The organism is Serratia sp. X3, from assembly GCF_014982455.1.
In the GTDB taxonomy this organism is placed as follows: Bacteria; Pseudomonadota; Gammaproteobacteria; order Enterobacterales; family Enterobacteriaceae; genus Serratia; species Serratia ureilytica.
This window is the reverse complement of the sequence record NZ_JADCNB010000003.1, coordinates 470,889-491,555: the sequence shown is the minus strand read 5'-3', so window position 1 is coordinate 491,555 and position 20,667 is coordinate 470,889. Positions and strand designations below refer to the sequence as shown.

Here is a 20,667-nt window from a genome sequence, read left to right as displayed (position 1 = left end):
GTTCATTAAGCTAGTGTCAGCTGTCAATTCTCCCACATTGGAATCCCATGACCAAATACAGCCTGCGTGCGCGCATGATGATCCTGATTCTGGCCCCGACCTTGCTGATTGGTTTGCTGCTCAGCACCTTCTTCGTGGTGCACCGCTATAACGAGCTGCAGGAGCAATTGGTCGACGCCGGCGCCAGCATCATCGAGCCGCTGGCGGTAGCCAGCGAGTACGGCATGACGTTCCGCAGCCGCGAATCGGTCAGGCAACTGGTCAGCCTGCTGCACCGCCGCCATTCGGACATCGTGCGCTCGATCACCGTGTTCGATGCGCAGAACAACCTGTTCGTCACCTCCAATTATCACCACAACTTCGCCCAGCTGCAGTTGCCGAAAGGCGTGCCGTTGCCCACCGAACTGATGCTCACCCGGCGCGGCGATTCGCTGATCCTGCGCACGCCGATCCTGTCGGAAAATCAGTATCCGGATGAAACCGCCGACGGCGGCAGCCACCCCGACAACAACCTGGGCTATGTGGCGATCGAGCTGGATCTGCAGTCGGTGCGGCTGCAGCAGTATAAAGAGGTGTTCGTCTCCACCCTGCTGCTGCTGCTGTGCATGTGCATCGCCATCCTGTTCGCTTACCGCCTGATGCGCGACGTGACCGGCCCGATCCGCAACATGGTGAACACCGTCGATCGCATCCGCCGCGGCCAGCTCGACAGCCGCGTGGAGGGCTACATGCTCGGCGAGCTGCACATGCTGAAGAACGGCATCAACTCGATGGCGATGTCGCTCACCGCCTATCACGAAGAGATGCAGCAGAACATCGATCAGGCCACGTCCGACCTGCGTGAAACGCTGGAGCAGATGGAGATCCAGAACGTCGAACTGGATCTGGCGAAAAAACGCGCGCAGGAGGCGGCGCGCATCAAGTCCGAATTCCTGGCCAACATGTCGCACGAGCTGCGTACCCCGCTCAACGGTGTGATCGGTTTTACCCGCCAGATGCTGAAAACCGATCTGAGCGCGACCCAGACCGACTATTTGCAGACCATCGAGCGCTCGGCCAACAACCTGCTGACCATCATCAATGACGTGCTGGACTTCTCCAAGCTGGAGGCCGGCAAACTGGTGCTGGAGCATATTCCGTTCGCCCTGCGCGAAACGCTGGACGAAGTGGTGGTGCTGCTGGCCCCCAGCGCACATGACAAAGGGTTGGAGCTGACGCTGGATGTGCACAACGACGTGCCGGAGCAGGTGATCGGCGACTCGCTGCGCCTGCAGCAAATCATCACCAACCTGCTGGGCAACGCCATCAAGTTCACCGAAACCGGCAATATCGATATTCGCGTCGAGCTGCGCAAACAGCTGGAGCGCCGGGTGGAAGTGGAAGTGCAGATCCACGACACCGGCATCGGCATCTCCGAACGCCAGCAGTCGCAGCTGTTCCAGGCGTTCCGCCAGGCGGACGCCAGCATCTCCCGCCGCCACGGCGGTACCGGGCTGGGGCTGGTGATCACGCAAAAACTGGTGAAGGAGATGGGCGGCGATATCTGCTTCCACAGCCAGTTGAACCGTGGCTCGACCTTCTGGTTCCACATCACGCTCGATCTGAACGAAGGCATGCTGTCGCTGGCGCCGAGCCTGCCGGATCTGAACGGCAAAACGCTCGCCTACATCGAGTCCAACCCGACGGCGGCGCAGGCGACGCTCAACATGCTCAGCGTCACGCAGTTGGTGATTACCCACTCGCCGACGTTGGGTCAACTGCCACAAGGCCACTATGACTTCCTGCTGGCCGGCGTGCCGATCCCGTTCCGCGACAACATGGCGCAGCACCAGGACAAATTGTTGGCCTCGCTCAAGCTGGCCGATCGGGTCATTCTGGCGCTGCCGTGCCAGGCGCAGATCGACGCCGAGCTGCTTAAGCAACAAGGCGCGCTCGGCTGCCTGATCAAGCCTATCACCAGCACGCGTCTGTTCCCGCTGCTGAGAATGGAGACGCCCGATCGGCTTGCCGCCCCGCCTGAGCGTAAACGCCTGCCGCTGACGGTGATGGCGGTCGACGACAACCCGGCCAACCTGAAGCTGATCGGCACGCTGCTGGGCGAACAGGTGGAAAAAACGCTGCTGTGCGAGAGCGGTGAGGAAGCGCTGGCGCTGGCGCGCAACAACGTGCTGGATCTGATCCTGATGGACATTCAAATGCCGAAGATGGACGGCATTCACGCCAGCGAACTGATCCGCCAACTGCCGCACCACAACTCCACCCCGATCGTCGCCGTCACTGCCCATGCCGCCAGCGGCGAACGCGAGCATCTGCTGCAGGCGGGGATGGACGACTACCTGGCCAAGCCGATCGACGAGAAAATGCTGACCCGCGTGCTGTCGCGCTACCACAGCGGCGACGTGGAAAACGCCGTCGCCGACGATGCCCCGCTGTCGCTCGACTGGCCGCTGGCGCTGCGCCAGGCGGCCAATAAGCCGGATCTGGCGCGCGATCTGCTGCAAATGCTGCTCGATTTCCTGCCGCAGGTGCGCGAACGGGTGCAGGCGCTGCTCGAGGGGCAACACGACGACGAGATCCTCGACCTGGTCCATAAGCTGCATGGCAGCTGCAGCTACAGCGGCGTGCCGCGCCTCAAGCAGCTGTGTTTCTACCTCGAGCGGCAGCTGCGCCAGGGCATCACCAACGACGAACTGGAGCCGGAGTGGCTGGAGCTGTTGGATGAGATTGAACTGGTGATCCACGCGGCGCGCGCGCATCTGGCGCAACCGGCCTGAATCCTCAGGCCATAATGCAAAAAGGCACGCCGTAGCGTGCCTTTGTTGCTTTTAGCGCCTGACGTTTATCACTGCGCCAGCAGGTACAGCTGGCTATCGCCGCGCTGAATATTCAACGCCAGCACCGACGGTTTGCTGTCGAGGATTTTACGCAGCTCGCCCAGGTTCTGGATCGGCTGTTGGTTCACGCCCAGGATCACGTCGCCCTTTTTCAGGCCGATACGCGCGGCGGCGCTGCCGGCTTTCACGCTGTCGACCTTAACGCCTTTCACGTTGCCGACCTGGGTATTGCTCAGCTCGGCGCCTTCAATGCCGGTGTAGATATTGCCCGAGGCCACCTGGGTCTGCGCGCTTTGCTCCAGCGTGACGTCAATCGTTACCGGCTTGCCGTCGCGGATAATGCCCAGCGACATCTTGCTGCCGACCGGCAGCGTGCCAATCTCTGCCCGGAACGAGGCGAAGCTGGAGATGGCCTTGCCGTTCATGGTGACGATCACGTCGCCGGCCTTGATGCCCGCCTTCGCGGCGGAAGATTTCGGCATTACCTGGCTGACGAAGGCGCCACGCTGCGCGTCGACCTTCATCGCCTTGGCCAGCTCCGAGTTCAGCTCGGTGCCCATGATGCCCAGCTCGCCGCGTTTCACCTGGCCATACTCGACCATTTGCGCCGTCAGGTTTTTCACCATATTGCTCGGAATGGCGAAGCCGATGCCGATGTTGCCGCCGTCCGGCGCCAGGATCGCGGTGTTGATGCCGATCAGCTCGCCGTTCAGGTTAACCAGCGCGCCGCCGGAGTTGCCGCGGTTGATCGCCGCATCGGTCTGGATAAAGTTTTCGTAGTTTTCGATGTTCAGGCCGCTGCGCCCCAGGGCGGACACGATGCCCGAGGTGGCGGTTTCACCCAGCCCGTACGGGTTGCCGATCGCCACGGTGTAATCGCCGACGCGCAGCTGATCGGAGTCCGCCATCTTGATCGCCGTCAGATTCTTGAAGTCTTTCAGCTGGATCAGGGCGATGTCGGAACGCGGATCCTTGCCGATCACTTTGGCGTCGAAACGGCGACCGTCGCTCAGCTGCACCTGGATCTTGTTGGCGTTGTCCACCACGTGATTGTTGGTCACCACATAGCCCTTGGCGGCATCGATGACCACCCCGGCGCCCAGCGCCTGGAATTTCTGCTGCGTGCCCTGCGGCTGCTGGCCATCCGGTCCGGGCTGTTCAGCGCCCTGACACATCGGCGAGCCCTGGAACGGCGAACCGTCCTGGCAGAACGGCGAATCTTCACCGAAGAACTGTTGGAACTGTTGCGGCATGCGCGGCGTATTGACCGTGGTGCTGCCCTCAACGTTAATGCTAACGACGGAAGGCATCACCTTCTCCAGCATCGGTGCCAGGCTCGGCAACTGCTGGGTGCTGGAAGACGCGGTTTCAGCGGCGCTGGCCGTTACCGGGCCCATCGCCATACCGATGCTGAATGCCAGTGCGCTCAGAACTAATGCGGTTTTTTTCATCTGTGTGTCTCTTATAAAGTCGTTCAAAAAAGAATGGCTGTCTTGCGTGCTTATTCAGAGTTAATTAATAGCCCGAAGTTCCGGCACAGATGATTGGCAATAGTAAACAAATATTGTTCGTCTTTACAAAACTCGAGACAGCCAACCGGTTGGAATTGCTGATAATTATTCCTCCGCTTAATTATTCCGCCGCCATTAATCGACGATATTCATCATAGGCATAAAGGTCGGTCATTCCGCTGATATAGTCCTGCAATAAACGCGCGCGGAAATAATATTCCCGAATGGTTTGCTGCTCCGGCGATAAATGCTGCAACCCTTCTACCGCTTCCACATAAGCCAGCCGATGCTTGGTGGACAGCTTGTGGAACAGGCGCGTTTCGATCGGGTAGGCGCGATGGCTGTCCTCGCGCACCAACCGGCTGAAGTCCGCCAGCGACATCGCCAGCAGCGGGCTGTAAATGTCCAGCAGGCCGCTGATCACCCGGTAGCCTTGCAGCTCGAGCTGCTCGACCTCCGGGTGGTTGAACACATGCTTGAACGCCACATTTTTAAATATTTTCAGCAGCCGATAGGCCGGGCTGGAATCCTCCAGCAGCGCCTGATTGAAACTGCCCTGATAAACCGCGTCCAGATTGTCGATAAAGCGCTGCGCCGCGTGCGGCACCAGCCGCGCCACGGTAAACACCCGCAGATACATGAAGAACTGATCTTCTGCGCTGCGCCGCGCGCCGCCGCGATCGATCTTGCGAAACGCGCTGGCGACGGTCTTGTCGAACAGATCGCCCGGCGCCACCTCGCCCCACTCCTGAATCAGGTGCTGATACAGCTGCTCGACGGTGAAAATGCTCTTCTCCACCGCGTCTTCCAGATCGGCCACGCAGTACGAGATATCGTCGGCGGCCTCCATGATGTAGGTCAGCGGAAAACGATCGAACTCGCCCATGTGCAGCTCGCGCCGCAGCCGATCGACAAAGGCTTCTTCCGCCAGATAATAGCCGGGCTTTTTCATCAAATAGCTGTGGCTGGCGGGGATGTCGCCCGCCCAATAAGCCGGGCGGGTGTATTTCAAAATGCAGCCGACCTGCGCGTAGGTTAGATTGAGTTTCAGCAGGCTGTACACCATGCGGATCGCCTGGGCGTTGCCCTCGAAGTGGCTGAGATCCTGACGGATCCGGCTGCGCAGCCGGTTCAGATCGCTCTCCCCTTCATGCAGGCGCAGCGCCGCGACCTGGCAGCGATCGTGACTGCCCGGCTCGCTGCCGCAGCTGGCGGGATCGAGGCGCTGGGCGAACCAGTCGTTGATCGCCGACTCGCCGAAGTGACCGAACGGCGGATTGCCGATATCGTGCATCAGACAGGCCATTTCCACGATGCTCTCAAACGGATCGAGCAGCCGGGTCAGGCCGAATTCATCGATCTTCCCCGCCTGTTTGAAGCGGTTGAGGATCTCTTTGGCGATATGGCGCCCGACCTGCTGCACCTCCATCGAGTGCGTCAGGCGGCTGCGCACCGCCGCGTTGCGCTCGAGCGGAAACACCTGGGTTTTTTGCTGCAAACGGCGGATGGCGGCCGAGTTGACGATGCGCCCGCGATCGCTCTCGAACTGCCGCACGATGTCGTACTCTTCCTCGGCCTCGATCGGTTTGCTGAAAGGCCGTTGGAAGCTGATTTTTTGCTTGAAGTCGATCCCGGACATCTGTTTCTCCGCCGTTGCGCCCTGCCCCCGTGATAACAATTCCCGGCGGCGGATGCAACGCATTATCTCTGATACACAGCCATGATAGACTATGCCGCAATTCTCACGGCCAATCAGCGAGTGTTATTTATGAAAGTAGGCATCATCGGCGCAATGGAGCAGGAAGTCACCCTGCTGCGCGATCAAATCGAAAACCGTCAAACCATCCAGCGCGCGGGCTGCGAAATCTACACCGGCCAGATCGGCGGCGTTGAAGTGGCCCTGCTGAAATCCGGCATCGGCAAAGTCTCCGCAGCCATGGGCACCACCCTGCTGCTGGAGCACTGCAGCCCGGACGTGGTGATCAATACCGGCTCCGCCGGCGGCCTGGCCAGCACGCTGCGCGTGGGCGACATCGTAGTGTCGGAAGAAGTGCGCTACCACGACGCCGACGTCACCGCCTTCGGCTACGAGCCGGGCCAGATGGCCGGCTGCCCGGCGGCGTTCGTCGCCGACGACGCGCTGATCGCGCTGGCGGAAAGCTGCATCAAACAGCTGGAGCTGCACGCGGTGCGCGGCCTGATCTGCAGCGGTGACGCCTTCATCAACGGCGCCGAGCCGCTGGCGCGCATCCGCGCCACCTTCCCGCGCGTCGCCGCCGTGGAAATGGAAGCCGCGGCGATCGCCCACGTCTGCCATCTGTTCGGCACGCCGTTCGTGGTGGTGCGCGCCATTTCCGACGTCGCCGACAGCGAGTCGCACATGAGCTTTGACGAGTTCCTGGTGGTAGCGGCCAAGCAGTCTACGCTGATGGTCAACACCATGCTGCAAACCCTGGCCAAGCGCGGTTGATGTGAGGCGGCGCTTCACCTCGGCGCTCTGGCTGCTGGCATTCTGGCTGGCCCTGCCGGCCGGGGCCGCCCAGCGAGTGATCAGCCTGGCGCCCAATGCGACCGAACTCGCCTATGCCGCCGGCATGGGCGAGGTGCTGGTGGCGGCGAGCGCCTATTCCGATTATCCGCCGCAGGCCGCCAGGCTGGAGCAGGTGGCCTCCTGGCAGGGCATCAACCTGGAGCGGGTGCTGGCGCTCAAGCCGGATCTGATCCTCGCCTGGCGCGGCGGTAATCCGCAGCGCGTGCTGGATCAGCTCGCCGCATTCGGCATTCCGATCTTCTATGCGGACGCCGATAATCTCGAAGGGATCGCCGGCTTGCTGGATAAGCTGGCGCAATACAGCCCGCACCCGGACCAGGCGCATCAGGCCGCCGCCGGCCTTCGCCGTCAGTTCGCTGCTCTCAGGCAACAGTACGCCGATAATCCTCCGCGACGCGTGTTGCTGCAGTTCGGCACCCAGCCGCTGTTCACCAGCTCCGGCGCCACGCTGCAGAGCCAGGTGTTGGCGCTGTGCGGCGCGCAGAACGTCTTCGCCGACAGCCGCACGCCTTGGCCGCAGATCAGCCGCGAGCAGGTGCTGGCGCGCCAACCCCAGGCCATCGTCATCACCGGCGGCGCGAAAGAGGCCGCCAATGTGAAAGCCTTCTGGGCGCCTCAGCTGCAGGTACCGGTGATCGCGCTGAACGAAGACTGGTTCAATCGCGGTGGGCCGCGGCTGCTGTTGGCGGCGCAGCAGCTGTGCCGCCAGCTGGCGGAGATCCGCTGATGCTGGTGTTCTGGCTGGATATTCTCGGCACGGCGGTGTTCGCCGTCTCCGGCGTACTGCTGGCCGGCAAGCTGCGCATGGATCCGTTCGGCGTGTTGGTGTTGGGCGTGGTCACCGCGGTTGGCGGCGGCACCATCCGCGATATGGCGCTGGCCAACGGCCCGGTGTTCTGGGTCAAGGATCCCACCGATCTGGTGGTGGCGATGATCACCTGCGTCTTGACGCTGTTGCTGGTGCGCCAGCCGCGCCGCCTGCCGAAATGGGTGCTGCCGGTGCTCGACGCCGTCGGGCTGGCGGTGTTCGTCGGCATCGGCGTCAACAAGGCTTTCGCGGCCGGCACCGGCCCGCTGGTGGCGATCTGCATGGGGGTGATCACCGGCGTCGGCGGCGGCATTATCCGCGACGTGCTGGCGCGCGAGATCCCGATGATCCTGCGCACCGAAATTTACGCCACCGCCTGCATCATCGGCGGCATCGCGCACGCCACGGCGTTTTACACCTTCAACATGCCGCTGCAACAGGCCATGATGCTGGGTATGGTCATCACGCTGGCCATTCGGCTGGCGGCCATCCGCTGGCACCTCAAGCTGCCCGCCTTTATTCTCGAACGCTGAGCCGCCGCCCTGCGGGGCGGCGACCTGGTGATTTATTAGACTAAAAACGGGTTCGGTGGTATTATTTTCACCCGAAAAATAGCGTAGTGACGATGTAAAATTCTGTAACCCTCAGGTTAATGCTTTCCCCGCGCTGTTAAAACTTTTTAACTTTTTGCCGATAAGTCATCACAAGATGGCTTACGGATGGCTATTCCCGCAATGATGAAAAAAATTCTGCTTGCCTGCTGTGGCGCCCTGCTGAGTGGCGCCGTCTATGCCGATGCCGTCAGCGGCCAGATCGGCGTTACCCTGACCATTGAACCGCAATGCGCCGTGCGCCTCGAAGCCGCTGCGCCACAGGCCGAATGCAGCCATGCGGCGGCTCAACCGAAGGTCATCCGCACCCCACCGACGCAGGAGAGCGGCGCGGAAGTGATCCTGGTGGAATGGTAGACATAAAAAAACCCGCCGGCCGGAAAGCGAGCGGGTTGATATTCTGACAGGCAAACTCAGATGCTGAACGACGAACCGCAACCGCAGGTGGTTTTGGCATTCGGGTTGGTCACCACGAAGCGCGATCCTTCCAGCCCTTCGGTGTAGTCGACCGAACCGCCAACCAGATACTGCAGGCTCATCGGATCGACCACCAGCGCCACGCCCTGCTTCTCGATGGTCATGTCGCCATCGTTGACCTTGTCGTCAAAAGTGAAACCGTACTGGAATCCACTGCAGCCGCCGCCGGTAATGTAAACCCGCAACTTCAGGTTCGGATTTTCTTCGTCAGCAATCAGGTACTTGACCTTGTTTGCTGCTGCCTCGGTAAATTGCAGGGGCAGTGCCGTTTCATCACTCATACTCTTTACTCCCAACATTGTTCAGCATCAGATCGCGACCAGGGCTGCCTGATTAATATTAACGATTATCCGATACCTGAGTGTTGCGTTCAAGTATTCACCGCATTTGTTGTATTTTCTTTACTTGTTTTCTCCGCCGCTTCCCGCGCCAACTGCGCCTCCTGCCGTTGCAGGGTGCGCGCCAGGATCGACGAATACAGCGGCTTGCCGCCGAGCAGCTGCGCCACCACCGTAGCGCCCAGGCAGGTGATGATCATCGGTAAAATCAGCTGGTAGTTGTCGGTCATTTCCAGCACCAACACGATGCCGGTCAGCGGGGCGCGCACCGTGGCGGCGAACAACGCCCCCATGCCGGCGATGGCGAAAGTGCCCGCCTCGATGCCGTACTGCGGGAACAAATGCGCCCCCGCCAGCCCGAAGGCGGTGCCGAACAGCGTGCCCAGCGCCAACATCGGCGCAAAGATGCCGCCCGGCGCGCCGGAACCGAAGCACAGCAGCGTGGTGAAGATGCGGGTAATGAAAATGAACATCAACATGCCGACGCTGTAATTGCCCGCCGCGGCGATCGGGATCAGCCCAAAGCCGCCGCCCGCCGCCTCCGGCTGGATCAGCCCCAGAATGCCGCACACGCCGCCGAGCAGCCCGCCCATCAGCAGCACATTGCGCATTCTGCCGCCGTGCAGGCGCGCGAACATGTCCTGAGTGCGAAAGATCAGCGCGTTGAATCCCACGCCCACCGCGCCGAATATCGCGCCCAACACCAGATAGAGCCACAAGGTGTTGATGGGCGCCGAGGCGAGTTTGCCGACCGCGATCACCGAGCCTTGGCCGTTGAACAGCTGGAACACCACGCTCGACATGATAACGCCGATAAACACCGCTTTAATCGAGATCAGGTTGTAGCGAAACTGCGGCCGCATCTCTTCGATGATAAACAGAATGCCGGCCAGCGGCGCGTTGAACGCGGCGGACAGCCCGGCGGCGGCCCCGGTCGCCAGCAGCGAATGGCGCGCCTCGGCGCCGCGAATGCGCAGCACGTCCAATACCATGCGCCCGACGTTGCCGCCCATCTGCACCGTAGGCCCTTCGCGCCCCAGCACCATGCCCGCCCCCAGCGTTCCCATGCCGCCGATGAATTTCACCGGTATCACGCGCCACCAGCGCACCGGCCGCAGCTCCTCCAGCGCGCCTTCGATCTCAGGAATGCCCGAACCGCCCGCCTCAGGCGCAAAGCGCCGCACCAGGTAATAACCCAGCGCCGCCAGCGCGGCGGACAAGATAAACGCCAGCGGCCACACCAGGATCCAGAAGTCGGCGACCTGCGCCAGCGAAGCCAGCCGCTGCTGCTGCACCCACGCCACCGCTTTATCGAAGGCCACGCCGAGCAAACCGGCCAGCGTCCCCACCAGCGCGGCCATCAACAGGATCGCCACCGGCGTTTTATCGCGGCGGATAAACTGGCGCACCGCATCGCTGCGGCTAAGACGCGGGCTCAACGTCCCGACTGGCTGTGATTGTGATTCTGTCATCGCGAGTGATTCGTCAGGTAATTTGTAATACAAATAGGCAAGGCGGTTATTCTACCCCAACCCGGCGGCGGGCGCTGCCGTTAATGGTATCTGACTGTGATCGTTTCATAACGCGGCGCTCTCCTCTAGAATAGCGCGGTCAAATCATTCAAAAGAGAATCCAGGAGCCGATTTATGAGCCTACACAGCAAGTCCGAAAGTCTGTACGCCCAGGCGCAACAGTTGATCCCCGGCGGGGTAAACTCTCCGGTGCGTGCATTCACCGGCGTGGGCGGTGTGCCGCTGTTTATCGAGCGCGCAGACGGGGCTTACCTGTTCGATGCCGACGGCAAGGCCTATATCGACTATGTCGGTTCCTGGGGGCCGATAGTGCTGGGGCATAACCACCCGGCGATCCGCGACGCGGTGATCGAAGCGGCGCAGCGCGGCCTGAGCTTCGGCGCGCCGACCGAGATGGAAGTCAAAATGGCGCAGCTGGTCACCGAGCTGGTGCCGACGATGGATATGGTGCGCATGGTGAACTCGGGCACCGAAGCCACCATGAGCGCCATCCGCCTGGCGCGCGGCTACACCAACCGCGATAAAATCATCAAGTTCGAAGGCTGCTACCACGGCCACGCCGACTGCCTGCTGGTGAAAGCCGGCTCCGGCGCGCTGACCCTCGGCCAGCCGAACTCACCGGGCGTGCCGGCCGACTTCGCCAAACACACCCTGACCTGCACCTATAACGATCTGGATTCGGTGCGCGCCGCCTTCGAACAGTACCCGTCCGAAATCGCCTGTATCATCGTCGAGCCGGTCGCCGGCAACATGAACTGCGTGCCGCCGCTGCCGGAATTCCTGCCGGGCCTGCGCGCCCTGTGCGACAAGTACGGCGCGCTCTTGATCATCGACGAAGTGATGACCGGCTTCCGCGTCGCGCTGGCCGGCGCGCAATCCTATTACGGCGTCGAGCCGGATCTGACCTGCCTCGGCAAAATCATCGGCGGCGGCATGCCGGTGGGCGCCTTCGGCGGCCGGCGCGAGGTGATGGACGCGCTGGCGCCGACCGGCCCGATCTACCAGGCGGGCACCCTGTCCGGCAACCCGATCGCCATGGCGGCGGGCTACGCTTGCCTGACCGAAGTGTCGCAGGTCGGCGTGCATCAGACGCTGACCGAACTGACCGAGATGCTGGCCGCTGGCCTGCTGCACGCGGCGCAGGAAGAGAATATTCCGTTGGTGGTCAACAACGTCGGCGGCATGTTCGGCCTGTTCTTCACCGACGCGCCGGCGGTCACCTGCTACCAGGACGTGATGCAGTGCGACGTGGAACGCTTCAAGCGCTTCTTCCACCTGATGCTGGAAGAGGGGGTGTATCTCGCGCCGTCCGCCTTCGAAGCGGGCTTCATGTCCGTGGCGCACAGCAAGGAAGACATCCAGCGCACCATCGACGCCGCGCGTCGCTGCTTCGCCAAGCTGTAATCCCGGCCGGATGGCCAAAAGAAACGGGCGCCGAGGCGCCCGTTTTGTTTTTCACGGCGGTTTACAGCAGCGTGCCATAAATGGTCAACAGCGCCACCACCACCACGATGATCATCGTCACCTTGCGCGCCAGCGTCACCGCCGCCCGCGGCGTTTGCACCGGGTCCATATGCGGATCGCGCGCCAGCGAGAACTGCGCCAGCCGCGTCAACACCTGATACGACGACGAATGCCGATCCCCGAGCGAGGCGAACCAGGCCGGCAGCGCGCGCTCGCCGTGGCCGAACAACGCATAGGCCACCCCGGCCAAACGCACCGGGATCCAGTCCAGCCAGTTCAGCAGCTGATCGATGCCCGACTGCGAACGCTCCAGCGGCGTATTGTGGCGCGCCAGCCAGGTTTGATAGGCGCGCAGGAAGGCATATCCCGCCAGCGCGATCGGCCCGTACGGCCCAAAGACCACGAACCAGAACAGCGGCGCCAGGTAATAACGGAAGTTGATCCACAGCAGCGCGTTTTGCAGCTCGCGCAGGCGCAGCTCTTCACTGCAGTCCACCGGCAAACCGTGGATCAACGCCAGCTCTTCCGCCATCTGATCGCTGGCATGGGTATCCCCCTGCCGCGCCGCTTTCAGGTAGGCGCGATAGTGTTTGCGCTTGATGCCGGCGCCGACGCACAGCAGATCGATGACGATCCACAGCAGCAGCGTCACCACGCCGAAGAATAACCCGTGCGACAACCACAGAACGCCCCAGACGATCACCATCCAGGCGGCGGTCATCGCCAGCGTCTGCGCCAGCGAAACCCGATGCAGCCGCTGAAACACCACTTCAAGACGGTGATCCAGCTGCCAGTGTTCACCCAGCTTGAACAGGCGCTCCCAGGCCAAAACCAGCAACAGCGTAAACAGCGTCATTAGCGATTCCTCTCCCTTTTTCTTGTCTCAAGCATAGCGTCGGCGGGCGCGCCGCGTTGTTCCAGAGATGCCAGATAGCGATCCCAATCGAACGCCGGCCCGGGATCGGTTTTGCGGCCGGGGGCGATATCGCAATGCCCGGCGATATGCGCCGCCAACGGCGGATAATGTTCGGCCAGCAGTGCGGTGACCGCCTGCAGCGTGCGATATTGCGCCTCGGTGTAGGCTAACTGGTCGGTGCCTTCCAGCTCGATGCCGATGGAGAAATCGTTGCACCGTTCGCGCCCCTGATACAGAGAAACGCCCGCGTGCCACGCGCGCTGGTCGAAGGGCACATACTGCACGATCTCCCCGTCGCGGCGGATCAGGCAGTGCGCAGACACTCGCAGCTGATGGATCTCGGCGAAATAAGGGTGCTGCGCGGGATCTAGCGTGCCGGTGAACAGCTGGTCGATATAGGGGCCACCGAATTCGCCGGGCGGCAGGCTGATGTTATGGATGACCAGCAGCGAGGGCGGCTCGTCATCCGGGCGCCGATCGCAGTGCGGCGAAACCACTCGCGTCACCCCGACAATCCAGCCATTTTCCAACTGCATCAGACACCTCTCTGCGGTGGTACTTATTCCTGCAACAGAGTAGCATGTTCCCCTACGAACTAACCGTCCATTTCGGAGTTTTCCATGCCGACACGCCGCTACAGTGCCGACCGTCGCCGCACCGAGCTTCTTGAACGTATTGAAAGTGATATTCCCTATGCCGTCGCCCAGGCGCTGCGCGAAGACCTGGGAGGTGAAGTTAACGCCGGGCGCGATATTACCGCGCAATTGTTATCGGCGGACAAGCAGGCCGAAGCCACCGTCATTACCCGCGAAGCCGGCGTGTTCTGCGGCCGCCGCTGGCTGAACGAAGTCTTTATTCAGTTGGGCAACCAGGTGCAGGTGGAGTGGCTGGTGGCAGACGGCGACCGTCTGATACCGAACCAACCGCTTTGCCGGCTGCGCGGCCCTGCGCGGGTGCTGTTGACCGGCGAGCGCACCGCGCTGAACTTCGTGCAGATGCTCTCCGGCGTGGCGACCGAGGTCAGCCGCTACGTGGCTCTGCTGGAAGGCACCCAGACTCGCCTGCTCGATACCCGCAAGACCTTGCCCGGCCTGCGCACCGCGCTGAAATACGCCGTGCTGTGTGGGGGCGGCAGCAACCATCGGCTGGGGCTGTCCGATGCCTTCCTGATCAAGGAAAACCACATCATCGCCTCCGGCTCGATCAAAAACGCGGTGGAAAAAGCCTTCTGGCTGCACGCCGACGTGCCGGTGGAAGTGGAAGTCGAGTCGCTCGATGAACTGCAGCAGGCGCTGGACGCCGGCGCCGACATCATCATGCTGGACAACTTCAGCGTCGAGATGATGCGTCAGGCGGTCGCCCAAACCCAGGGCCGCGCCCAGCTGGAAGTGTCCGGCAACGTCACCAGCGAGACGCTGCGCACCTTCGCCGAGACCGGCGTGGATTACATTTCGGTCGGCGCGCTGACCAAGCATGTGACCGCGCTCGATCTGTCGATGCGCTTCAAATGATCCCCTCGCCCCCGGCCGCCGCCGGGGGCGTTACCGCAGATTTGCGAAGCCCCTCGCACCGTTTTTCCCTCCGCTGCAAACGACATCAATACTGATGGAAGTTCGCCGAGAAACGCGTAAAACCCGCTCGCCGTTCCCCCGCGCAAACCGCTACCGTTGTTTTCCACACCCTTATGGAGGAAACAACGCATGGAAACGCAACGCGGCTTTAGCCTGATCGAACTGATGGTGGTGATCGCCATCATCGCCATCCTCAGCGCCATCGGCATTCCCGCCTATCAGCGCTACATCCAGAAAGCGGCGATGACCGACATGCTGCAAACCATGGCGCCGTATAAGCTGGCGGTCGAGCTGTGCGTGCTGGATGAAGGCGCGCCCGCCGGCTGTGAAGCCGGCAGCAAAGGCATTCCCACCAGCGGCGCGTCGCGTTATGTCAGCGGGGTGAAAGTCGTTAAAGGCGTAATCACGCTGACCGGCGCCCAAACGCTGCAGGGGCTGGCGGTGGCGTTAACCCCCAAGTCGAACGCCGATGGGCTGACCCGCTGGACCCGGCTGTGCAGCAGCGAAAACGCGACGCTGGTTGAGGTATGCCGGGAAGTCTTCCGCTTCGACGACGCGGCGGAGTAACGGCGATGAACGCGCAAATCAGCGAAGAGGTTCACACCCTGTGTCGGCGCTATCAGGCGCTGGCGCTGAGCGAAGACCCGACCACACTGACGGTCGCGCTCAGCGAAGAAGCGCCGCAGGGGCTGCTGGCGGCGCTGCGTTTCGCCACCGGCAAACGCATCCATCTGGAACAATGGCCGGCGGCCAGGTTGGAGCTGGCGCTTAACCAGCGCCACGAACCGCTCTCGGCGCCGCTGGCGGCCGAAGAGGACACGACCGATATCGCCTACCCCGACGACGGCGATGCGCCGGTGGTGCAATTCATCAACCAGACGCTGCGCCTGGCCATCCAGCGCCGCGCCTCGGACATCCACTTCGAGCCCTTTCGGCAGCATTTTCGCATTCGTCTGCGCATCGACGGCGTGCTGCAAACCCTCGCCTCACCGCCGCCGCAGCTGGCCGCGCGCCTCATCGCCCGGCTGAAGATCCTCGGCCAGCTGGATATCGCCGAGCGCCGTCAGCCTCAGGACGGGCAGCTCAGCCTGACGCTGGACAGCGCGCGCTATGCCATGCGTATCGCCACCCTGCCGACGCTGCACGGCGAAAAGGTGGTGCTGCGCGTTCAGCAGGGCGAGCAACAAGAACTGCCGCTGGATCAGTTAGGCATGAGCCGGGCGGATCTGGCGCGCTATGCGACGGCGCTGGCCTGCCCGCAAGGGTTGATCCTGGTGACCGGCCCGACCGGCAGCGGCAAAACGGTGACGCTGTACAGCGGTCTGCGCCAGTTGAACGATGCGCAGAGCAACCTGTGCAGCGTCGAGGATCCGGTCGAGATCCCGCTGTTCGGCGTTAATCAGACTCAGATCAACGCCAAAACCGAGCTGAGCTTCGCCCGGGTGCTGCGCGCCCTGCTGCGCCAGGATCCAGACGTCATCATGATCGGCGAGATCCGCGATGCGGAAACCGCCGAGATCGCGGTCAAGGCCGCGCAAACCGGCCACCTGGTGCTGTCGACGCTGCATACCAACTCCACCGGCGAAACCCTGACGCGGCTGATGCACATGGGGATCCCCGGCTACCTGCTCGCCGGCTGCCTGAAGCTGGTCGTCGCGCAGCGGTTGGTGCGCAGACTGTGCCGCCACTGCCGCTATCCGCACAGCCAGCCGACGCATTTTCCCAGCGCGATCTGGCCGGAACCGCTGACCGTCTGGCGCGCCGATGGCTGCGAGCATTGCTTCGGCGGTTACTATGGGCGCATCGGCGTGTATGAACTGTTGGCCATTACGCCGGAAATACAGGCGGCATTGCTGGCGAACGCCGCTCCCAGTCTGCTGGCGGATATCGCCCGCGAACAGGGGCAGCTTTCGCTGCTGCAGGCGGGCCTGGCGCTGGCCGCCGAAGGCACGACCTCGCTGGAAGAACTGTACCGCGTGATCGACGTCGTCCAGCCTGGCATAGCCGCACCATGAAAGCGCGCCGGTTGTTTCTTTGGCAGGCTTTCGACGCACAGGGCGCCTTACGCCGCGGCGAACTGATGAGCGAGGAAAAACGGCAGGTGAGCCGGTTGCTGATCGAACAAGGCCTGCAACCGTGCCGAATCGGGCACGGCAAACGCGTTACGCCCGGCCAATGGCGTGGAGAACCGTTAATCCACTTCACCCGCCAGCTCGCCACTCTGCTGCAGGCGGGGTTGCCGCTGGTCAATGCGCTGCAGTTGCTGGCAGCAGAGCATCCTTCGGCAGCCTGGCGCTGCCTGCTGCGCCAGCTGGCCGACCAGGTGCGCGAAGGGCAACCGCTTTCCGAAACCCTCGCCGAACAACCGGGGATTTTTCCCCTGATCTATCGCCAGCTGATCGCCATCGGTGAACTGACCGGCAACCTCGATCGCTGCTGCCTGCAGCTGGCGCAACAACAGGAGGCCCAGTTGCTGCTGCGCCGCAAGGTGACCAAAGCGCTGCGTTATCCCCTCTTCATCTGCGCGGTGGCGCTGATGGTCAGCGTGTTGATGCTGGTGATGGTGCTGCCGGAATTCGCCAAGGTTTATCAATCGTTCGATGCGCCGCTGCCCTGGTTTACCCAAGGGTTGCTGGCATTGTCTGCGCAGTTGATCGCCACCGGCCCCTATCTGGCGTTGCTGCTGGGCGCGTCGCTGTTCGGCTATGGCCGCTGGCTGCACCCGCGCCCGCCGTGGCGCAGACGTGAACAGGCACTCTTGCTGCGCCTGCCGCTGATCGCCCGGCTGGTGAGCGGCGGCGCGCTGAGCCAAACATTTCGCATCCTGACCATGACCCAACGCGCCGGGCTGACGCTGGTGGAAGGGTTGAACGCGGCGGCGCTGGCGGCTGACCATCTGCTGTACAAACAGGCGCTGGAGCAGGTGCAACGGCAGATCGCCGAAGGCGAAGCCTTTCATCATGCCCTGGGCCTGCAACCGCTGTTTCCGCCGCTGTGCCGGCAGTTGGTGCGGGTGGGCGAAGAGTCCGGTTCGCTGGACGCCTTGCTGGATAAATTGGCGCAGTGGTATGAACGGCAGACGCACGAGCTGGCCGATACGCTGGCGCAAACGCTGGAGCCGCTGCTGATGCTGGTGGTAGGTGGGATTGTCGGCGCTTTGGTGATCGCCATGTACCTGCCTATCTTTCAACTGGGCAGCGTGTTGGGATAAGGGTAAAAGGATAGCGGGCGCTGCGATGCACTGCGCCCGAATGCAAGGTGCGGCTTATTTGCTGCCGAAGACGCGGTTTTCCTGCTCCGCCACGCGGATAAAGGTGGTGCGCTTGGTCAGCTCTTTCAAACGCTCGGCGCCGACGTAGGTGCAGGCAGAACGCAGGCCGCCGAGGATATCGCGCACGGTGAACTCCACCTCGCCCCGCAGCGGCAGCTTGACAGTTTTGCCTTCGGCCGCGCGATACTCCGCCACGCCGCCGACGTGGCGCTTCATCGCTGACTCGGAGCTCATGCCGTAGAACAGCATGAATTTCTCGCCGTTCTCTTCCACCACGGTGCCTTCGCACTCGTCGTGGCCGGCCAGCATGCCGCCCAGCATCACGAAGTCCGCGCCGCCGCCGAAGGCTTTGGCGACATCGCCCGGCACCGAGCAACCGCCGTCGCTGACGATTTGGCCGCCCAGCCCGTGGGCCGCATCGGCGCATTCGATCACCGCCGACAGCTGCGGATAGCCCACGCCGGTCTTCACGCGGGTGGTGCATACCGATCCCGGCCCGATGCCGACTTTAACGATGTCGGCGCCGGAGAGGATCAACTCTTCCACCATCTCGCCGGTCACTACGTTGCCGGCGCAGATGACGTGATTCGGGCAGGCTTCGCGCGCTTTCTGCAGGAAGGCGACGAAGTGTTCAGAGTAGCCGTTGGCCACATCGATACAGATGAATTTCAGCGCCGGAGACAGGGCCAGGATCTGCTGCATTTTGGCGAAGTCGGCTTCGGAGGTGCCGGTGGACACCATCACGTGGCGCAGCACCGATTCCGGCATGCGCTGCACGAAGTCAGCCCATTGCTCGACACTGTAATGTTTGTGTACCGCGGTGAGAACGTCGAAAGAAGCCAGGGCCTCGGCCATGCGGAAGGTGCCCACCGTGTCCATGTTGGCGGCGATAATCGGCACGCCGGACCAGCTGCAACCTGAATGCTTGAAGGTAAACTGACGTTCCAGTTCAACCTCGGAACGGCTTTTCAACGTGGAACGCTTAGGGCGGATCAACACGTCTTTAAAGCCTAACTTCAAATCTTCTTCAATACGCATGACTTATGATTTCCTGGTTAATGGCGACGGATCGCAAGGAGGATATTCGAACCTCTGCCCGACGGCTTTCCCGTGGCGCGGAAAGATGACGGCGAGATTAATGCCAGTTCCAGTGACGTTATAATACGCGCTAATAATCGCCGAACAAGACTGCGAATTCGCCTTTATTTACGCTACAATCCGACAAATTTACCTGCATAATCGCAGTGTGATTGCCCGCTCATTTCTGCCGTGCCGCTGCGCTTTTTCTCGCCGCCCAAACGGGGCCGAGGCGCAAGCGCCGCCTGCCGACTTGCACTTCTGCGCGATCGCTTTATGATTCGTCTATTATTTTTTTATGAACATCGGATGCACCTAACACCATGGCCTACATTGTTGCGTTGACCGGGGGCATAGGCAGCGGCAAAACGACCGTTGCGAACGCCTTTGCGCGCCACGGCGCAGCCATTATCGATGCCGACGTGATCGCCCGTCAGGTCGTTGAGCCGGGCACCCCTGCCTTGGCCGCGATCGCCGAGCGATTTGGTCATGAAATGTTGCTGCCGGACGGCGCGCTCAACCGCGCTGCGCTGCGTCAGCGCATCTTCAGCCATCCCGATGACAAAACCTGGCTGAACCAGCTGCTGCATCCGCTGATACACCGCGAGACCCAGCGCCAACTGGCGCAGGCCACCAGCCCGTACGCGCTGTGGGTCGTGCCGCTGCTGGTGGAAAACGGCCTGCAGGATTGCGCCGATCGGGTGCTGGTGATCGACGTCGACACCGAAACCCAGTTGGCTCGCACCATCGCGCGCGACGGCATCAGCCGCGAGCAAGCGCAGAGCATTCTCGCCGCCCAGGCCACGCGCCAGCAGCGCCTCGCCGTTGCGGATGACATTATTGACAACAGCGGCGCCGCTCAGGGGATAGAGCCACGGGTCGCCGCACTGCATCGTCGCTACCTTGAACTGGCGGCAACAGCGCCCCAACAGGATTAAACTGCATGAGTGATGTTTCCCCAACCGTTCTCTTTGAACACCCGCTGAACGAAAAAATGCGCACCTGGCTGCGCATCGAGTTTTTACTGCAACAGCTGCACGGCCAGCGCGCCCTGAGCGAAACCGCCATCGCCCTTACCTTTTTCCGCACCGTCTCCGATTTGCTGGACGTGCTGGAGCGCGGCGAGGTACGCACCGAACTGCTCAAAGAGCTGGAGCGTCAACAGCAAAAACTGTTGGCCTGGGCCGATGTGCCGGGCGTGGATATGGCATTGATCGAGCAGTTGCGCGGCCAGTTGAAGTCGCGTTCATCGGCGCTGATGGCGGCACCGCGCCTCGGTCAGGCACTGCGTGAAGACCGGCTGATCGGCCTGGTGCGCCAGCGTCTGAACATTCCCGGCGGCTGCTGCAGCTTCGATCTGCCGACCCTGCACATGTGGATGCACGCGCCGCAGCAGGATCGCGATGCCGACGTCGCCGCCTGGCTGCAGTCGCTGGATCCGCTGAACCAGGCGCTGATCATGGTGCTGGATCTGATCCGTCAGTCGGGGCCGTTCCGCAATCAAATCAGCCTGAACGGTTTTTTCCAGGACAACGCCGAAGGGGCGGATCTGCTGCGCCTGCGCCTCCATCTGGCACCGCAGCTTTATCCGCAAATTTCCGGCCACAAGACGCGTTATGCCATTCGTTTCCTGCCGTTGGACAGCGAACATGGCATGGTGCCTGAACGCCTGACGTTCGAACTGGCCTGTTGTTGAACTCATGAAA

At 62.2% G+C, this 20,667-nt stretch carries 19 protein-coding genes; 12 read left to right on the top strand and 7 right to left on the bottom strand.

Going from position 1 to position 20,667, the window contains the following annotated elements; all coding sequences use genetic code 11:
• The first annotated feature begins 47 nt into the window (after window positions 1-47).
• Complete coding sequence (gene barA / locus IMX17_RS16505; RefSeq protein WP_046898138.1) at window positions 48-2,774, top strand: two-component sensor histidine kinase BarA; 2,727 nt, start codon at window positions 48-50, stop codon at window positions 2,772-2,774.
• 68 nt (window positions 2,775-2,842) lie between these two features.
• Here the strand turns inward: barA and degP are convergent, their stop codons facing one another.
• Both degP and dgt read right to left on the bottom strand, forming a co-directional pair.
• Entirely contained in the window at window positions 2,843-4,285 is a 1,443-nt protein-coding gene (gene degP / locus IMX17_RS16500) for a serine endoprotease DegP (protein ID WP_033651660.1), read from the bottom strand.
• A gap of 181 nt (window positions 4,286-4,466) precedes the next feature.
• A complete protein-coding gene (gene dgt, locus IMX17_RS16495; RefSeq protein WP_046898137.1) occupies window positions 4,467-5,984 on the bottom strand; it encodes a dGTPase in 1,518 nt (505 codons plus the stop codon).
• 129 nt (window positions 5,985-6,113) lie between these two features.
• On the opposite strand from dgt, the gene mtnN reads away from it, so the two are divergent.
• From mtnN to IMX17_RS16475, 4 genes are all read left to right on the top strand, one after another.
• Window positions 6,114-6,815, top strand: coding sequence for a 5'-methylthioadenosine/S-adenosylhomocysteine nucleosidase (gene mtnN, locus IMX17_RS16490; protein WP_193549989.1), 702 nt, complete (start codon window positions 6,114-6,116; stop codon window positions 6,813-6,815).
• Between the two features lies 1 nt (window position 6,816).
• The gene (gene btuF / locus IMX17_RS16485; RefSeq protein ID WP_193549988.1) at window positions 6,817-7,623 is read left to right on the top strand and encodes a vitamin B12 ABC transporter substrate-binding protein BtuF; all 807 of its coding nucleotides are present in this window, start codon (window positions 6,817-6,819) and stop codon (window positions 7,621-7,623) included.
• Entirely contained in the window at window positions 7,623-8,237 is a 615-nt protein-coding gene (locus IMX17_RS16480) for a TRIC cation channel family protein (RefSeq protein ID WP_033641866.1), read from the top strand. The genes btuF and IMX17_RS16480 overlap by 1 nt, the downstream gene beginning before the upstream one ends.
• A 201-nt stretch (window positions 8,238-8,438) precedes the next feature.
• A complete protein-coding gene (locus IMX17_RS16475) occupies window positions 8,439-8,672 on the top strand; it encodes a hypothetical protein (RefSeq protein WP_052759944.1) in 234 nt (77 codons plus the stop codon).
• A 56-nt stretch (window positions 8,673-8,728) separates the two neighbouring features.
• Here the strand turns inward: IMX17_RS16475 and erpA are convergent, their stop codons facing one another.
• Both erpA and clcA read right to left on the bottom strand, forming a co-directional pair.
• Complete coding sequence (gene erpA, locus IMX17_RS16470) at window positions 8,729-9,073, bottom strand: iron-sulfur cluster insertion protein ErpA (protein WP_033641865.1); 345 nt, start codon at window positions 9,071-9,073, stop codon at window positions 8,729-8,731.
• 89 nt (window positions 9,074-9,162) lie between these two features.
• The gene (gene clcA / locus IMX17_RS16465) at window positions 9,163-10,602 is read right to left on the bottom strand and encodes a H(+)/Cl(-) exchange transporter ClcA (protein WP_046898133.1); all 1,440 of its coding nucleotides are present in this window, start codon (window positions 10,600-10,602) and stop codon (window positions 9,163-9,165) included.
• Window positions 10,603-10,776: 174 nt separating this feature from the next.
• On the opposite strand from clcA, the gene hemL reads away from it, so the two are divergent.
• On the top strand, window positions 10,777-12,066 hold the full coding sequence (gene hemL, locus IMX17_RS16460) for a glutamate-1-semialdehyde 2,1-aminomutase (RefSeq protein WP_193549987.1): 1,290 nt from the start codon (window positions 10,777-10,779) through the stop codon (window positions 12,064-12,066).
• Between the two features lie 61 nt (window positions 12,067-12,127).
• Here hemL and ampE read toward each other — a convergent pair whose 3' ends face one another.
• Together ampE and ampD are read right to left on the bottom strand one after the other, a co-directional pair.
• Window positions 12,128-12,982, bottom strand: a complete 855-nt coding sequence (ampE, locus tag IMX17_RS16455) for a beta-lactamase regulator AmpE (protein WP_046898132.1) — start codon at window positions 12,980-12,982, stop codon at window positions 12,128-12,130.
• Entirely contained in the window at window positions 12,982-13,578 is a 597-nt protein-coding gene (ampD, locus tag IMX17_RS16450) for a 1,6-anhydro-N-acetylmuramyl-L-alanine amidase AmpD (RefSeq protein WP_025301585.1), read from the bottom strand. Before ampD ends, ampE begins: the two co-directional genes overlap by 1 nt.
• A gap of 84 nt (window positions 13,579-13,662) precedes the next feature.
• On the opposite strand from ampD, the gene nadC reads away from it, so the two are divergent.
• From nadC to hofC, 4 genes are all read left to right on the top strand, one after another.
• Window positions 13,663-14,553 carry a carboxylating nicotinate-nucleotide diphosphorylase gene (gene nadC, locus IMX17_RS16445; RefSeq protein ID WP_046898131.1) on the top strand — a complete coding sequence of 297 codons (891 nt, stop codon included), beginning with the start codon at window positions 13,663-13,665 and terminating at the stop codon, window positions 14,551-14,553.
• A 189-nt stretch (window positions 14,554-14,742) separates the two neighbouring features.
• The gene (gene ppdD / locus IMX17_RS16440; RefSeq protein ID WP_046898130.1) at window positions 14,743-15,180 is read left to right on the top strand and encodes a prepilin peptidase-dependent pilin; all 438 of its coding nucleotides are present in this window, start codon (window positions 14,743-14,745) and stop codon (window positions 15,178-15,180) included.
• Between the two features lie 5 nt (window positions 15,181-15,185).
• Window positions 15,186-16,628, top strand: a complete 1,443-nt coding sequence (gene gspE / locus IMX17_RS16435) for a type II secretion system protein GspE (protein WP_046898129.1) — start codon at window positions 15,186-15,188, stop codon at window positions 16,626-16,628.
• A complete protein-coding gene (gene hofC / locus IMX17_RS16430; RefSeq protein WP_033651666.1) occupies window positions 16,625-17,824 on the top strand; it encodes a protein transport protein HofC in 1,200 nt (399 codons plus the stop codon). Before gspE ends, hofC begins: the two co-directional genes overlap by 4 nt.
• Before the next feature lie 54 nt (window positions 17,825-17,878).
• On the opposite strand, the gene IMX17_RS16425 is transcribed toward hofC, so the two are convergent.
• Complete coding sequence (locus tag IMX17_RS16425) at window positions 17,879-18,922, bottom strand: GMP reductase (protein WP_015376656.1); 1,044 nt, start codon at window positions 18,920-18,922, stop codon at window positions 17,879-17,881.
• A gap of 362 nt (window positions 18,923-19,284) precedes the next feature.
• Between IMX17_RS16425 and coaE the strand changes: the two genes are divergently transcribed.
• Together coaE and zapD are read left to right on the top strand one after the other, a co-directional pair.
• Entirely contained in the window at window positions 19,285-19,899 is a 615-nt protein-coding gene (coaE, locus tag IMX17_RS16420; RefSeq protein WP_193549986.1) for a dephospho-CoA kinase, read from the top strand.
• Between the two features lie 5 nt (window positions 19,900-19,904).
• The gene (gene zapD / locus IMX17_RS16415) at window positions 19,905-20,657 is read left to right on the top strand and encodes a cell division protein ZapD (protein ID WP_033641859.1); all 753 of its coding nucleotides are present in this window, start codon (window positions 19,905-19,907) and stop codon (window positions 20,655-20,657) included.
• The last annotated feature ends 10 nt before the right edge of the window (window positions 20,658-20,667 follow it).

Bases quoted from the DNA above. Each gene is read 5' to 3' on its own strand.
- mtnN (WP_193549989.1), top strand. From the start codon at position 6,114: ATGAAAGTAGGCATCATCGGCGCAATGGAGCAGGAAGTCACCCTGCTG.
- degP (WP_033651660.1), bottom strand. From the start codon at position 4,285: ATGAAAAAAACCGCATTAGTTCTGAGCGCACTGGCATTCAGCATCGGT.
- nadC (WP_046898131.1), top strand. From the start codon at position 13,663: ATGCCGACACGCCGCTACAGTGCCGACCGTCGCCGCACCGAGCTTCTT.
- zapD (WP_033641859.1), top strand. From the start codon at position 19,905: ATGAGTGATGTTTCCCCAACCGTTCTCTTTGAACACCCGCTGAACGAA.
- barA (WP_046898138.1), top strand. From the start codon at position 48: ATGACCAAATACAGCCTGCGTGCGCGCATGATGATCCTGATTCTGGCC.
- IMX17_RS16425 (WP_015376656.1), bottom strand. From the start codon at position 18,922: ATGCGTATTGAAGAAGATTTGAAGTTAGGCTTTAAAGACGTGTTGATC.
- clcA (WP_046898133.1), bottom strand. From the start codon at position 10,602: ATGACAGAATCACAATCACAGCCAGTCGGGACGTTGAGCCCGCGTCTT.
- hofC (WP_033651666.1), top strand. From the start codon at position 16,625: ATGAAAGCGCGCCGGTTGTTTCTTTGGCAGGCTTTCGACGCACAGGGC.
- IMX17_RS16475 (WP_052759944.1), top strand. From the start codon at position 8,439: ATGATGAAAAAAATTCTGCTTGCCTGCTGTGGCGCCCTGCTGAGTGGC.
- dgt (WP_046898137.1), bottom strand. From the start codon at position 5,984: ATGTCCGGGATCGACTTCAAGCAAAAAATCAGCTTCCAACGGCCTTTC.
- coaE (WP_193549986.1), top strand. From the start codon at position 19,285: ATGGCCTACATTGTTGCGTTGACCGGGGGCATAGGCAGCGGCAAAACG.
- hemL (WP_193549987.1), top strand. From the start codon at position 10,777: ATGAGCCTACACAGCAAGTCCGAAAGTCTGTACGCCCAGGCGCAACAG.
- ampD (WP_025301585.1), bottom strand. From the start codon at position 13,578: ATGCAGTTGGAAAATGGCTGGATTGTCGGGGTGACGCGAGTGGTTTCG.
- ampE (WP_046898132.1), bottom strand. From the start codon at position 12,982: ATGACGCTGTTTACGCTGTTGCTGGTTTTGGCCTGGGAGCGCCTGTTC.
- ppdD (WP_046898130.1), top strand. From the start codon at position 14,743: ATGGAAACGCAACGCGGCTTTAGCCTGATCGAACTGATGGTGGTGATC.
- erpA (WP_033641865.1), bottom strand. From the start codon at position 9,073: ATGAGTGATGAAACGGCACTGCCCCTGCAATTTACCGAGGCAGCAGCA.
- IMX17_RS16480 (WP_033641866.1), top strand. From the start codon at position 7,623: ATGCTGGTGTTCTGGCTGGATATTCTCGGCACGGCGGTGTTCGCCGTC.
- gspE (WP_046898129.1), top strand. From the start codon at position 15,186: ATGAACGCGCAAATCAGCGAAGAGGTTCACACCCTGTGTCGGCGCTAT.